We start from the raw sequence: 13,605 nt of genomic DNA, 5'->3' as shown, positions 1-13,605 counted from the left end.
GGCGTACATGCAAACGCATCGAATTTGAGGGGCTGGCACGACATGCAGTTCGGAATCTTCACCGTCAGTGACGTCACCACCGACCCGACGACGGGCCGCACGCCGGACGACACGGAGCGGGTGCGTGCCATCCTCACCATCGCCGAGCACGCCGACCAGGCGGGGCTGGACGTCTTCGCCACCGGCGAGCACCACAACCCGCCCTTCGTCGCGTCGTCCCCGACGACGATGCTCGGCTACCTCGCCGGGCGGACGAAGAACATCACCCTGTCCACGGCCACGACGCTCATCACGACGAACGACCCGGTGAAGATCGCCGAGGACTACGCGATGCTCCAGGTCATCAGCGAGGGCCGCATGGACCTCATGATGGGCCGCGGCAACACCGGCCCGGTGTACCCGTGGTTCGGCAAGGACATCCGCCAGGGCGTCAACCTCGCCGTGGAGAACTACGCGCTGCTGCGCCGCCTGTGGGAGGAGGAGGTGGTGGACTGGCAGGGCAAGTTCCGCACCCCGCTCCAGGGCTTCACCGCCACCCCGCGCCCCCTCGACGGCGTGCCGCCCTTCGTGTGGCACGGCTCGATCCGCACCCCGGAGATCGCCGAGCAGGCCGCGTACTACGGCGACGGCTTCCTCCACAACAACATCTTCTGGCCCCTCGAGCACACCGAGCGCATGGTCCGGTACTATCGCCAGCGCTACGAGCACTACGGCCACGGCCGCGCCGACCAGGCGATCGTCGGGCTCGGCGGGCAGTTCTTCGCCCGGAAGAACTCCCAGGACGCGTGGAACGAGTTCCGCCCGTACTTCGACAACGCCCCCGTCTACGGCCACGGCCCGACGATGGAGGACTTCACCCGGGAGACCCCGCTGACCGTCGGCTCGCCGCAGCAGGTCATCGACCGGTACGCCACCATGCGCGAGCACGTCGGGGACTACCAGCGCCAGCTCTTCCTCGTCGACCACGCCGGCCTGCCGCTCAAGACCGTCCTCGAGCAGATCGACATCCTCGCCGAGGAGATCGTCCCCGCCCTGCGGGAGATCAACGAGTCCAAGCGCCCGGCGCACATCCCCTCGAACCCGCCCAGCCACGCCGAGCGCGTGGCCAAGGCCCGGGCCGAGGGCAAGGCCGGCGACGCGCACGTCGCCGGCGAGGACCGCTGGACCGGCCGCCGCGCCGAGGACGAGGCCGCCGCCACCGCCACGCGCGGTGCCGCCTTCGGCCTGTGACCACCGAGGAGAGAACAGACATGACCACCCGCACCATCGCCGTCGTCTCCGCCGGCCTCAGCCAGCCCTCCTCGACGAGGATGCTCGCCGACCGGCTCGCCCAGGCCACGACCGACGCGCTCACCGAGCGCGGGGTCGCGGCCGAGGTCGTGACCATCGAGCTGCGCGACCTCGCCCAGGACATCACCAACGCCATGCTCACCGGCTTCCCCGCCGGGGAGCTGCGCACCGCGCTGGAGACCGTCACCGGCGCCGACGCGATCGTCGCCGTCACCCCGGTCTTCATGACGAGCTACTCGGGACTGTTCAAGTCCTTCGTCGACGTCATCGACAAGGACGCCCTGCGTGAGGTGCCGGTCCTCATCGGCGCCACCGGCGGGACGCCGCGGCACTCCCTGGCCACCGAGTACGCCATGCGCCCGCTCTTCGCCTACCTCCACGCCGACGTCGTCAGCACGGCCGTCTTCGCGGCCACCGACGACTGGGCCGGGCACGGTGACGACGTGAGCCCGCTGCCCGCGCGCATCGGGCGCGCCGGCCGCGAGCTCGCCGAGAAGGTGGCCGCCCGCCCGGCACGCGCCGCCGCGGCCGACGAGTTCGACGCCGTCCCCGACTTCGCCGACCTCCTCGGCCGGTAGCCGCTCAGCCGATCTCCAGGGCGGTGGCCCGCCACCGGCCACGGTGGCACTCCACCCGGACGGCTGCGGCCCGGATCCGCACCCCGTCGTGGACGACGACGGCGGCCTCGTGGACCCCGGGCCGCACCTCCGTGCAGCGCACCTTGCGCACCCGCGCGCACAGCGCGGGGTTCGGGCGGCCGAGGATCCGCACGGCCAGCCCGGCCCGCCGGGCGAGCGACTCGTAGAGCTCGGCGCTGAGCCAGCGGGCCAGCTGCGCGGTGGGCCGGCTGCCCGTCAGCACCTCGACCGCTGCGCGCACGAGCGTGCCCGCCCACGGGCCGACGGGCGGCAGCCCGCTGAGCTCGGCCCCCTCGGGGGGTGGGTCGGCGGCCTCGGCCGGCGTCTCCGCGCTGAAGCGCACCCGGTCCCACGTGCGGGCGTCCTCGAGCCCGGACATGACCGGGGGTGCCGGTGAGGCGAGTGGTGGGGCGAGCGTGGTCATCGCTGCTCCTCGGGGTCGGGGGCCAGCAGAGCCTGGCCCGGGTGGATGAGATGGGGGTCCGTGCCGATGACGGCGCGGTTCGTCGTGTGCCAGCGCGGCCACTCGGCCGCGATCTCGGCGTCGGTGGCGCCCTCGCCCAGGTGCGCCTTCGCGATCGACCACAGCGAGTCGCCGCGCTCGACGACGTACCTCGCGGTGCCGCGGTCCGCCTCGCGTGCAAAGGCCGAGTGCGGGGGTGGCGTGGGGGTGCCCGCCGCTGCGCCGGTGCCGGAGACGGCCGCGACCGTGGGTGGGGCGGCGGTGCCCTGCTCGCTCGACGGGGCGGCAGTGTCCCGGTCCTCCGACGGGGCGGCCGCGTCCCGGTCCTCCGGCGGTGCGCCCGAGGGCACGTCCGGCCGCGGGGACGGCGTGCTCGGCGGGCCGGCGGGCTCCTCGGGGCCCTCGTCCGCCGGCGCCGAGGGCTCCGGCACGGACGTCGCCCCCTGCGCCGTCTCCTCCGCGCCGGGCACCTCCTCCGGTGGCGCCGCGCTCGGGGCCGACAGGGAGCCCACCCCCGGCCGCAGGTCGTGGGGGACCGTGTCGTCCGCCGCGGGGCCCGCGCTCGCGGGCACGGACGCCAGCGCCAGTCCGGCGCCGACGCCGAGCACCGCGGCGCGGCGCAGGACCGGTGCCCCTGCCACGCCGACGGCGGCCCGCAGGCCGCGGGCGAGGCGCGGGGCGCGCCGGCCGAGCTCGGCCAGCTGGGCGAGGAGGAGGGCGACGGCCGTGAGCGCGTACCAGGCCGCGACGAGCGTGCCGCCCGCCGCGGTCCCGAGCGCGACGGCCTCGTCCACGCGCGCGACCCCGCGCGCCCCGAGCTCCACGGACCAGCGGCCGAGCAGGACCGACGCGACGAGCGCGGCAGCGGCCAGGGCGGCGGTGCGGAGCATCGGTTGCCTCCGAGTGGTGTCGGATGATGACGTTTGACGTCGTTTGATGTGGCTTGGCTCACATGTGTACGCTTCCGCGGGGCCGCTGTCCAGAGGGAAGCGCCGGGTGTGGACGGGCACTACCGTGGGCCGATGCGGTGGGAAGCCCTCTTCGACGACCTCGAGCGCCAGTTCCTCCAGGCGGCGCGGCTGGCCGAGGACGAGGAGGTCGCCGACCTCGCCGAGGCCGAGCAGGCGCAGGTGTCCCTCGCCGACCGCCTCCGCGCCCGCCAGGGCGGGGAGGTGTCGCTGCGGTTGCGCGACGGGAGCGACGTCCGCGGCACCGTCCTCGACGCCGCCGTGCAGTGGCTCCTCGTGGGCGACGCCGGGCGCCGTGTCCTCGTGCCCACCTCCGCCGTGGCCGCGGCCCGGTCACTGGGGGCGGCGGCGCCCGAGGCTCCCGTCGTCGAGCGGCGCCTGCGGCTGACGCACGTGCTGCGCGCCGTGGCCCGGGAGCAGAGCGAGGTCGTCGTGCGGACGACGGCCGGTGACTACCGGGGCCGCATCACGCGCGTCGCGGCCGACCACGTCGACGTCGAGGCCGGGCCGGGCACCGCCGTCGCCGTCGCGCTCGCGCACGTGCTGGCGGTGCAGACCGCCTGACCCGGCGGGCTCAGTCGCCGAGGTCCTCCCCGCGGGCCAGGGCCGACCGGGTGCGGGCGTACTGCCGCTGGATGTACTCCTCGAGGACCACGGCCTCCACGCGCCACACGCCGCGCCCACCCACCTGGATCGCGGGGAGGTCGCCCGAGCGCACGAGGGAGCGGGCCTGGGCCACAGACACCGACAGCTCCTCCGCGACGTCCGCGAGGGTGAGGAAGCGCGCCATAGGCCCATTCTGTCACCGGCGCGGGGACCGGCGGTCCACCCTGTGCACAGGCGGGTCGGGACAGAACGCTGTGGAGAACGCGCCCGCGGCCCGCATCGAGCGGGCACCATAGGCCCAAGCACGCGGAGGGGAGTGCGATGAGCGACGACGACGGGGCACAGCGGCTGAGACGTCCCAGCTGGCGCGACCCGCGCCTGGGGGTGGGCGTGCTCCTCGTGGCCGCCTCGGTGGCGCTCGGCAGCTGGGCGGTCGCCCGGGCCGACCGCACGACCGACGTCCTCCTCGCCGTCGAGGCGCTGACGCCCGGCGACCGGCTGGCCGACGCCGAGCTGCGCCCGCACGCCGTGCGGCCCGACGGCCTCGCCGACGCCTACGTCGTCGCGGGCGCGGACCTTCCCGACGACGCCGTCGTCACCAGGGTCGTGGGTGCCGGGGAGCTCGTGCCGGCTGCCGCCGTCGGCAGCTCGGCCGAGGTGGACCTGCGCCCGGTCGTCGTCGGCCTGCCGGGCGCCGCCCCCAGCGGCGTCGTCAAGGGGGCGGCCGTCGACCTGTGGGTGACGGCTCCCGCCCTGCCCGGGCTGCAGGAGGACAGCGAGCCGGAACCCCCGCGCCTGCTCGCCGAGGGGCTCCTCGTCTCCGACCTGCTCGAGGCGGACTCACTCTTCGCCGGTGCCGGCGGCTCCGCCGTCCAGGTCCTCGTCCCGCAGGAGGAGCTGCCCGCTGTCCTCGCCGCACAGAGCGGGGAGGGGCAGATCGTCGTAGTCCCGGTCCCGGGCGGCGGCCCGTGACGACCGGCGTGCTCCTCGCCCTCACCGGCCCGGACGAGGCCGCGCTCGTCTCCCTGCTCGACGCCCCCGGCACCGGGCTGCAGGTGGTGCGCCGCTGCGCCGACGTGCCCGAGGTCGTGGCCGCCGGTCTGGCCGGACTGGGCTCCCTCGCCGTCCTGTCGGCCGAGCTGCCGGGACTGGACCGGCCGGTGCTGCGCCAGCTGGCCGGCAGCGGGGTGCGCACCGTCCTCGTCGCTGCCGAGGACGACGCCGAGCGGTGCCGGGCCCTGGGCGCGACGACGGTGACGTGGGAGGCCGCGGGCGCGGCGGAGTGGGCACGGGTGGTCGCCGAGCTCGCCGGCAGCGAGCCGGCCGTCGTCGCGACGCCGGCCCTGCCCGTCCACGCCGCCGAGGACACCGGCGACGCGGCCGGCCGGGTCGCCGTCGTGTGGGGGCCACGGGGGTCGCCCGGACGCACAACCGTGGCCGTCAACCTCGCCCAGGAGCTCAGCGACCGCGGCGAGGTGCTGCTCGTGGACGCCGACACCGAGGCGCCGAGCGTCACGCAGGTGCTCGGTGTCCTCGACGAGACCGCCGGCCTCGCTGCTGCCGCCCGTCTCGCGGGCGACGGGCGGCTCGACGCCGAGTCCCTTCGCTCCCTCACGCGACGGTTGGAGCGCGGGCCGCGGCTCCTCACCGGTCTCACGCGGGCCGACCGGTGGCGCGAGCTGCCCGCCGCCTCGCTCGACGTCGTGTGGGAGCGGGCCCGGGAGCTGGCCGGGTGGACCGTCGTGGACGTCGGGGCGGGGATCGACGACCCGGTCGGTGGCCTCACCTCTGGCATCGCCCCGCGCCGCCACCAGGCGGCACTGTCGGCGCTGGGGGCGGCGGACGTCGTCGTCGTGGTCGGTGCCGGTGAGCCGGTCGGGATGCACCGTCTCGTCATGGCACTGCAGGAGCTCACCGAGTCGGGGGTCACCGCGCCGCACGCCCAGCGCGTGGTCGTCGTCAACCGGGTCCGTGGCTCGGCGACGGGCGCGAGCCCGGAGCAGGCCGTCGTCGAGTCCCTCGCCCGTTTCGCCGGGGTGAGCGCGCCGGTGCTCGTGCCCGACGACCGGCCCGCGCTCGACCGCGCCGTGCTGCGCGGCGCCACGCTCGCGGAGGTCGCGCCCGGCAGCAGGGCGCGTACGGCCCTGCGGGACCTCGCCGAGCGGGTAGCCGGACCGGCGGCCGACTCCCGGGCCGGACGCCGACGACGCAGGACACCGGGGCGCGTTCTCCGGGCGGGCCGCACCGGCGCGGGATGACGCGCTTTCGTACGTCCGTGCGGAAGAATGCCGGTATGCGGATCTACTTGCCGGCCACGAGCGCGGACCTCAGCCGACCGGCCGGTCTGCCGCCGCGCTGGGCGCACGCGGTGACCGCCGAGCTGCGGCGCGCGCTGCCGGACGAGGACGACGAGGGCCTGGAGGCGAGCGCGATGCTCGCCGCCGCCGACGAGAGCGTCGTCCACCTGCGGGCCGCGTCCTCCGCGGTGCCCCGTCGGGTGGTCGTCGCGGCCGACGTGCCGGACTCCGGCGTCGTCGTCCCCGAGCGTGCGCGCCCGTGGCAGGAGGGCGACGACCAGCTTCCCAGCGCGGTCGAGGTGCGGGCGATCGTCCCGTGGTCGGACGTCGTGAGCATCCACGTCGACGAGCCGGGGGCCGAGGAGGCCGTGACGGCCGCGCTCACGGACGACGCCGCCGTGGACCGCGCGGCCGAGCACGACCTCCTGTGGCACGACATCGTCGAGCGTGAGGTGCTCGCCCGCGAGCTGCGGGGCTGACCCTCAGGCCCGCACGGTGAGCGTCGAGGCACCGGAGGCCAGCCGGCGGACCTCGATGCGGTCGGCGATGCGCTCCTTGAGCTCGCTCACGTGGCTGACGATGCCGACGGCGCGGCCCCCGGCCTGGAGGCGGCTCAGCTCACCGAGCACGCCGTCCAGGGTGTGCGGGTCGAGCGAGCCGAAGCCCTCGTCGATGAAGAGCGTGTCGAGGGAGATGCCGCCGGCCTCGCTCGTGACGACGTCCGCCAGGCCTAGGGCCAGGCAGAGCGAGACGTAGAAGGTCTCCCCTCCGGACAGGGTGTGCGGGTCGCGCGTGGTCTCGGTGACGTGGTCGTGGACGGTGAGGCCGAGGCCGGCCTTGCGGGAGCGCCCCTCCCGCTCGTCGATCCGGGTGAGGGAGTAGCGGCCGTCGGACATGACGGCGAGGCGGTCGTTCGCGGCGGCGACGACGTCCTCGAAACGGCGCAGGAGGACGAAGGTCGACAGGGTGGTGGCGCGGGCGTTGCCCTCGCCCGCGGCCGCGAGCTCACCCATCCGCAGCACGGGCGCGGCGCGCTCGGTGACGGCGTGGTGCCGCGCGAGGACCTCGCTGAGGGACCTGTGGCAGCGGCGCAGCCGGGTGAGGGAGTCCGCGGCCCGGCCGGCGAGCTCGGTGGCGGAGATCAGCGCGGTCTGCCGCTCCGTGTGGACGGCCTCCGCCTCCTCGACCCTGGGCACCTCCTCGCCGGTGAGCGAGGCGATCGGGGCCTCGGCCAGGCACTCGCGCACCCGGGCGGTCGCGCCGCCGTGCTCGGCGACCTCCCGCTCGAGCTCGGCCATCCGGGTGGCGGGGAGCTGGGCAGCGGTGGCCTCCGCGGCGTCGGTGAAGCGCGACTCGGTGAGCGCGGCCGCCAGCGCGGCGGCCGACTCGTCCTGGCGCCGGCGAGCGGCGTGGTGCGCGTCGCGGGCCTCGACCACCCGGCGGGCCGTGCCCAGCCGGGTCTCGATCCGCTGGACCCGGTCCGCGACGGTGCCGGCCTCCGCGGAGCCACGGCTGCAGCGCTCGCGGTCGGCGGCAAGTGCGGCGCGCCGGCCCCGGAGCTCCTCGGTGGCGGCGGCGAGCGCGTTCTCCTCCCGGCCGACGGCCTCCCGCAGCGTGTCGGTCTCCTCGTCGAAGACGGCGAGCTCCTGCTCGTGCAGCGCGGCCAGGCGCACGGCGTCCCGCGCGTCCTTGAGCTCCTGCTCGGCCGCCGAGAGGGACTCCTCGGCGTCGGCGAGGGCCGTCCCGCCCGAGGCCTCCTGCGCGGCACGGAGCCGGGCCTCGGCCTGGGCGCGGGTTTCCCGGGCAGCGCTCACGGCGTCCTCCGCCCGCGCGCGACGTGCCGCGGCGGCGTCGACGTCCTCCGCGGTGGCGTGCTCCGGGGAGCGGGGCGCCGGGGCGGGGTGCTCGGTGGCGCCGCACACGGTGCACGGCGTGCCGGGCTCGAGCTCGGCGGCGAGGCTGCCCGACATCCCGGCGATCCACCGGCTCCTGACGGTCTGCTCCTCCTGGGTGGCGGTCGTGGCGCCGGAGGTGGCCGCGGTGACCGCGGCCTCGGCGGCGACGAGCTGGGTGAGCCGCTGCTCGACGTCGCGGGCGGCGTCACGCACCGCGCGGCAGGTGGCGACCCTGGCCTCGGCGGCGGGCACGCTCATCGCCTCGCGCTGGATCCGTGACAGCGCCTCCGAGAGCCGTTCCCGCTGCCCGGGCCGCGACGCGAGGGCCGCCCGGCGTCCCTCCAGCGCGGTGCGGCGCGCGGCGAGGGCGGTCTCGTCCGCCTCGACCGCTGTCTCGCGGGCGGCCAGACCGGCCTCGAGCGTGAGGAGCTCGACGAGACCTCCGCGCTCGCCGGTGAGCGCGGTGACCAGCTCCCGCAGGGCGCCGAGCCCGAGGTCGGTGAGGTCGGCGTCGGGGCCGTCGGCGGAGGCGGCGCACACCCGGGCGAGCTGGTCCTCGGCGTGCTCGACGGCCGCTCGCGCCGCGGCCTCGGCACGCAGCGCCCCGGCGGCCACAGCGGCCCGTCGCGCGGCCGCGAGCTCCTCCCCGAGCGCCGTGACGGCGTCCGCGCGAGCCGCGAGCTGCTCCTGCTCGGCGAGCAGCTCCCGGCGCCGGCGGACCCGCCGGGCGAGGTCCTGCTCGGCGTCGAGCGCACGCTGGGCCGCCCGCTCGGCCGCGCGCGCCTCCTCACGGCGCGCCTCCGCAGCGGCGCGCTCGCTCTCGGCGCGGGCGACGACGGCGGCCGCGGCCTCCTCCATCACCGCGGAGTCGAGCTCGGCGGCTGCCTGCTCGAGGACGGCGACGGACTCGTCGCCGTCCTGAAGGAGGGAGCCGAGGTTGCCGACGCACCCGGTGACCTCCCGGCGGGCGGCCTCGAGCTCCTTGCGCGCCTCTCGCGCCATGGCGACGAGCTGGTCCTGGACCCGCTGGTAGACCTCGGTGCCGAAGACGTCCTGGAGGACGGCGGCGCGCTCGTCCGGCTTGGCACGCAGGAAGGTGGAGAAGCGTCCCTGGGGCAGCACGACGGTCTGGCTGAACTGGCTGCGGTCCAGCCGCACGATGCGCCGGACCTCGGTGCCCACCTCCTGCGTGGTGGTCGCCAGCGGCTCGCCGGAGGGGTCCGTGACGGACTCCAGGCGCCACAGCCTGGCCGTGGCGTTCTGCCGGGTGGTGCCCTCGCCGCGGCGCTTGGGGCGCTGGAAGGCCGGGGTGCGGCGCACCCGGTAGATGCCGGCACCGGTGGAGAAGACGACCTCGATGACCGGCTCCGCGCCGGCGGCGTGCGCCGAGGGGAGGCGGTCGTCGCGCGCGGGGCTGCCCAGGGTGCCGTAGAGACCGAAGGTGATGGCGTCGATGAGGGTCGACTTGCCCGAGCCGGTGGGCCCCTCGAGGAGGAAGAGCCCGCCGGCGGAGAGCTGGTCGAGGTCGACCTCGTGGTGCCCGGCGAAGGGCCCGACGGCCTCGAGGCTCAGGTGGTGGATGCGCATGTCAGGCGCTCCTCTCGGCGGCGAGGGCCGCCTCGTAGGCGGCACGCAGCACGGCGGTCTCGGCAGCGGTGGGAGCACCGCCGGTGACCTCCTGGACGAACTCGGCCGTCACCTCGAGCGGGTCCCTCGCCGCGGTGACGGCGCGCGCCGGGCCGCCGGTGAGCGGCACGGCGGGACGGTGCTGGACGACGAGCGCGTGCGGGAACCGGGCCCGCACCCGGGCGTAGAGGTCGCGGGGCCGTGCCGTGTCGGTGACCGCGACCCGCACCCAGTCCTGCGCCTGGGCGTCGAAGGCGGGGGAGAGGAGCTCCTCGAGGCTGCCCGACGCCTCCGACAGACGCCGCGGGCAGGGCGTGGGCACGAGCTCGACGTGCCCGACGCCGCCGGCCCCCAGCTCGAGGAGCACGCTCGACTTCGCGTGGTGCATCTCGGAGAAGGAGTAGGCCAGCGGCGAGCCGGAGTACCGGGCGAGCGTGCCCGGCTCCCCGGCCACGGGCTGCGGCCCGACCCGCTGCGGACCGTGGAGGTGGCCCAGGGCCACGTAGTCCGGTGACGGACCGTCCGTGCCGGCGCCCGAGAGGACGTCGAGCGGGACGGCGTCGACGCCCCCGACGCGGATGTCCCGCTCGGACTCCGAGGCCCGCCCGCCGACGACGAAGGCGTGGGCCATGACGACGGCGGGAACGCGCGGGCCCGTGGCACGCCGGGAGGCGAGGTCGGCGCGCACCCGTCGCATGGCGGCCGCGGCCACCGCCTCGTGCGAGCGCGCCGGGACGGCCGGGGCGCCGTCGTCGTCCTCCTCGGCGAGACGGTGACGGGTGGTGTCCGGGTCGAGGTAGGGCAGGGCGTAGACGAGCGCGCAGGACCCGCCGTCCGCGGACGGCAGCTCGAGGGGCCGGGCGAGGTCCTCCACCCGCGCCCGCACCGCCAGGCGCTCCCGGAAGAGCGGGGCCGCGAAGCCGAGCCGGGTGGCGGAGTCGTGGTTGCCCGGGGTGAGCACGACGCGGGTGAGCTCGGTGAGCCGCAGCAGGGCGTCGGTGAGGAGGTCGACGACGGCGACGGGCGGGATCGCGCGGTCGTACACGTCACCGGCGACGAGGACGGCGTCGACGCGCTCCTGGCGCACCACCTCGACAAGGTGGTCGAGGAAGGCGGACTGGTGCTCGACGAGGTCCACCCCGTGCAGGGTGCGCCCCAGGTGCCAGTCCGAGGTGTGCAGGATGCGCATGGTCCGACGGTAACCGCGGCCACCGACATCGCCGTGGAGCCCCGCGGGACGGCGCCTCCCGGGCCGCCCGGGCAGGTGTCCCTGCCCCTTCGGGCAGGGAGGATCGGCCACGGCCGGCGGTACGATCGAGGCGGTCCGATGAGGGGTCACGGGGATGTCGATGTCCGAGGACGTGTGCGAGAGCTGCGGGGCTGCGAACCCGCAGGGAACCCAGTTCTGCCGCGCCTGCGACACCTACCTCGGGTGGGACACGGGCGCGACGACCATCGGCGGGCACCCCGCCGTCGCGACGGTGCCGGACACCATCGACACGGTCGAGACGGCCGAGGCCGTGGCCCCAGCGTCCCAGGGCGAGACCGCGACCGCCGTCCGCACCGCGCCGGCGGACGCCCGGGCGCCCGAGGTCCACGCCGTCACCACGGAGGTCACGCTCGTCCCCGAGCAGCCGGGAACGGTGACCGCACGGGTGTCCAACCGGTCCTCGGTGGTGGACGGCGTCGTCGTCGAGGCGGAGGAGACGCCGGACTGGCTCGAGGTGAGCCTCGCGCCGCTGCGTCTCATGCCCGGCGACGAGGGCACCCTCGAGGTCGGCCTGCGGATCCGCGACGGTGCGCTCGTCCCCGCCCAGCGGCTCACCGTCCACCTCCAGGTGTGCTCCGAGTCCGCACCGGACCAGCGGGTGCCCGTGGCGGTCACGGTCACCGTCGCCCCCTACGGGCCGCCCGCCACCCTGGACGTCCAGCCACGTCTCCTGCGGCTCACCGACGAGGCGCGCGCCCGTTTCGCCGTGCGGATCGACAACCGGCGGGCCAACTTCCCGCAGAGCTTCGAGCTCTCCGGCGCCGACCCCGAGGGCGTCGTGCGCTTCGGTTTCGTGCCGCGCGTGGTCCAGGTGCCGGCCGGTCAGCTCGTCGAGGTGCGCGGCCACTTCATGGCCCCGGCTCCCGCCCCCGGGCAGGACGCGACGCGGCAGCTGACGGTCACGGCCGCCAACGACGGCGGGGAGTCCACCGCCACCTTCACCCTCGTCCAGCACACCTCGCCCGAGCCCGAGGTGGTGCCCGTCGGGGTGAACCTGTCGCCCCGCGAGCTGCGGGTGACGAACGCGGTCGCCGCGGACTTCGAGGTCCATGTCGACAACCGCGGCGGCCGGGAGGCGGTGGAGCTCGCCCTCGGGGGTCGGGACCCCGCCCGGGCCCTGGTCATCACCCTCGCCCCGCAGCGGCTCCTCGTCCCGGCGGGCCAGGTCGCCGTGGCCCGCGGACACGTCCAGCTCACCGAGGTGGTCCCGCGCGGACGGACGGTCGTGCGACCCTTCTCGGTCGTCGCCGGGGACGGCGTCACCGAGCACGAGGCACCGGGGTCGCTCGAGGTGACGATGACGCCGTCGCCGATCACGACGGCGGAGCTGCACGTGACGCCACGTCACCTCACCCGGGCCGACACCCGCCACGGGACCTTCGCCGTCGCCGTCGACAACACCGCGGGGCAGGGACCGCTCGCCGTGCGTCTCGGGGCGGTCGACTCCCACGGCACGGCCCGGGTGACCTTCACGCCGCCCGTGGTGACCGCGCCCCCCGGAGGTGTCGGACAGGCCCGGATGACGGTCGACGCGCCACTCCCGCAGGGTGGGGAGTCGGTCACCCGGGAGCTCGAGGTCAGTGCCGACGACGGTGAGGGGCGGCTCCTCGCCCAGGCCGCCTTCACCCAGACCAGCTCCGACCGGCGGCCCCTGCTGCGCACGCTCCTCGTGCTCGGTGGTGCCGCGTTCGTCCTGCTCGGGTCGCTCCTGCCGTGGAACCTCCTCACGTCCGCCGACGGGCTCACCATCGTCGGCACGGCGCCCCTTGCGGCGCTCGGCGACGTCGCGGACATCTCCCCGGACGAGGGGACGCACCTCGTCGCGGCGGCGGCACGCGTGCTGCTCGCCGTGCTCGCCGTCGCCATGGCCTTCGGCGTGACTGGCAAGGGCAGCCTCACGCGGAAGACCGCCCTCCTCGTCGTCCTCCTGTCGGTCGCCTACGTCATCGCGGCGATCACTGTGCGGGGGGCCGTCCTCACCCTCTCCCTGGGCCTACTCCTCGTCTGGGCCGGCGCCGTCGCGGGGTACATCGGTGGGGTTCTCGCGCGCCCGGCGTAGCCGCCACCATCGCCGGCGGCGGGCCGGGCGTCCGGGAGCCGCACGCTCGGCGGGCCGCGTCCCACCCGTCTGCGTGTCACCGCCGCGACCGGCACGCCACTGCGCGACGACGGCGTCCGCGTCCGCGGGGGCGACCGGCAGCACCGGCTCGCTCGGGCACCGGATGTAGTCCGCGACCCGCCGGTTGAGCGCACGCACGGTGTCCCGGACGGCGGCCTCGTCACGCAGGGGGCGCACGGTCTCGGGCAGGGCGGCGAGCTCCTTGCGCAGCAGCAGCGCCGGGGGCAGGAGGCCGTCGAGGGGCAGGTCCTCGCTGCGCAGCTTCTGGCGGATCCACCAGTCCTCGTGGAGCGGCTCGTCGATGCCGGGCAGCGGCTTGCCCGCGCCCGGCAGGTTGTCGAAGGCGCCGCGTGCCGCGGCGTCGCGGACGAGGCGGTCCACCCAGGTCTCGACGGGGACGTCGTGCGGCCGGCGCTCGGTCATCGCTCCATCC

The 13,605-nt window shown here is 76.2% G+C and carries 13 protein-coding genes; 7 read left to right on the top strand and 6 right to left on the bottom strand.

All coding sequences use genetic code 11. The features are described from left to right. The first annotated feature begins 42 nt into the window (after positions 1 to 42). Together ACWPXV_RS08625 and ACWPXV_RS08620 are read left to right on the top strand one after the other, a co-directional pair. Complete coding sequence (locus tag ACWPXV_RS08625) at positions 43 to 1,230, top strand: LLM class flavin-dependent oxidoreductase (RefSeq protein WP_454084855.1); 1,188 nt, start codon at positions 43 to 45, stop codon at positions 1,228 to 1,230. A 20-nt stretch (positions 1,231 to 1,250) separates the two neighbouring features. Beyond that, entirely contained in the window at positions 1,251 to 1,868 is a 618-nt protein-coding gene (locus ACWPXV_RS08620; protein WP_454084854.1) for an FMN reductase, read from the top strand. Between the two features lie 4 nt (positions 1,869 to 1,872). Here ACWPXV_RS08620 and ACWPXV_RS08615 read toward each other — a convergent pair whose 3' ends face one another. After that, entirely contained in the window at positions 1,873 to 2,352 is a 480-nt protein-coding gene (locus ACWPXV_RS08615; protein ID WP_454084853.1) for an Rv3235 family protein, read from the bottom strand. Next, the gene (locus ACWPXV_RS08610; RefSeq protein ID WP_454084852.1) at positions 2,349 to 3,281 is read right to left on the bottom strand and encodes a LysM peptidoglycan-binding domain-containing protein; all 933 of its coding nucleotides are present in this window, start codon (positions 3,279 to 3,281) and stop codon (positions 2,349 to 2,351) included. The genes ACWPXV_RS08615 and ACWPXV_RS08610 overlap by 4 nt, the downstream gene beginning before the upstream one ends. Positions 3,282 to 3,413: 132 nt before the next feature. Here ACWPXV_RS08610 and ACWPXV_RS08605 point away from each other — a divergent pair, with 132 nt between their 5' ends. Next, positions 3,414 to 3,923, top strand: a complete 510-nt coding sequence (locus ACWPXV_RS08605) for a hypothetical protein (protein WP_454084851.1) — start codon at positions 3,414 to 3,416, stop codon at positions 3,921 to 3,923. A 10-nt stretch (positions 3,924 to 3,933) separates the two neighbouring features. Here ACWPXV_RS08605 and ACWPXV_RS08600 read toward each other — a convergent pair whose 3' ends face one another. Next, positions 3,934 to 4,149, bottom strand: coding sequence for a helix-turn-helix domain-containing protein (locus ACWPXV_RS08600; RefSeq protein WP_251840149.1), 216 nt, complete (start codon positions 4,147 to 4,149; stop codon positions 3,934 to 3,936). Between the two features lie 137 nt (positions 4,150 to 4,286). On the opposite strand from ACWPXV_RS08600, the gene ACWPXV_RS08595 reads away from it, so the two are divergent. From ACWPXV_RS08595 to ACWPXV_RS08585, 3 genes are read left to right on the top strand one after another with little or no spacing between them, the layout of a single operon-like run. Then, positions 4,287 to 4,937, top strand: a complete 651-nt coding sequence (locus ACWPXV_RS08595; protein ID WP_454084850.1) for a hypothetical protein — start codon at positions 4,287 to 4,289, stop codon at positions 4,935 to 4,937. Continuing rightward, positions 4,934 to 6,223 (top strand): AAA family ATPase, encoded by a 1,290-nt coding sequence (locus ACWPXV_RS08590; protein WP_454084849.1) that lies wholly within the window; start codon positions 4,934 to 4,936, stop codon positions 6,221 to 6,223. Before ACWPXV_RS08595 ends, ACWPXV_RS08590 begins: the two co-directional genes overlap by 4 nt. 35 nt (positions 6,224 to 6,258) lie before the next feature. Then, positions 6,259 to 6,741, top strand: coding sequence for a DUF6912 family protein (locus ACWPXV_RS08585; RefSeq protein ID WP_251304216.1), 483 nt, complete (start codon positions 6,259 to 6,261; stop codon positions 6,739 to 6,741). 3 nt (positions 6,742 to 6,744) lie between these two features. Here the strand turns inward: ACWPXV_RS08585 and ACWPXV_RS08580 are convergent, their stop codons facing one another. Both ACWPXV_RS08580 and ACWPXV_RS08575 read right to left on the bottom strand, forming a co-directional pair. Then, complete coding sequence (locus tag ACWPXV_RS08580; protein WP_454084848.1) at positions 6,745 to 9,744, bottom strand: AAA family ATPase; 3,000 nt, start codon at positions 9,742 to 9,744, stop codon at positions 6,745 to 6,747. Between the two features lies 1 nt (position 9,745). Beyond that, positions 9,746 to 10,972: an exonuclease SbcCD subunit D gene (locus ACWPXV_RS08575; protein ID WP_251840144.1), complete on the bottom strand. Its 1,227-nt coding sequence runs from the start codon at positions 10,970 to 10,972 to the stop codon at positions 9,746 to 9,748. Between the two features lie 160 nt (positions 10,973 to 11,132). Here ACWPXV_RS08575 and ACWPXV_RS08570 point away from each other — a divergent pair, with 160 nt between their 5' ends. Next, the gene (locus tag ACWPXV_RS08570; protein WP_454084847.1) at positions 11,133 to 13,112 is read left to right on the top strand and encodes a hypothetical protein; all 1,980 of its coding nucleotides are present in this window, start codon (positions 11,133 to 11,135) and stop codon (positions 13,110 to 13,112) included. Here ACWPXV_RS08570 and ACWPXV_RS08565 read toward each other — a convergent pair. Further along, on the bottom strand, positions 13,047 to 13,595 hold the full coding sequence (locus ACWPXV_RS08565; protein WP_454084846.1) for a DnaJ family domain-containing protein: 549 nt from the start codon (positions 13,593 to 13,595) through the stop codon (positions 13,047 to 13,049). The genes ACWPXV_RS08570 and ACWPXV_RS08565 overlap by 66 nt on opposite strands. Positions 13,596 to 13,605 lie beyond the last annotated feature (10 nt).

This window comes from Georgenia sp. Marseille-Q6866, from assembly GCF_965111665.1.
Note: the sequence above shows the minus strand (reverse complement) of the source record. Positions and strands in the feature narration are given on the sequence as shown.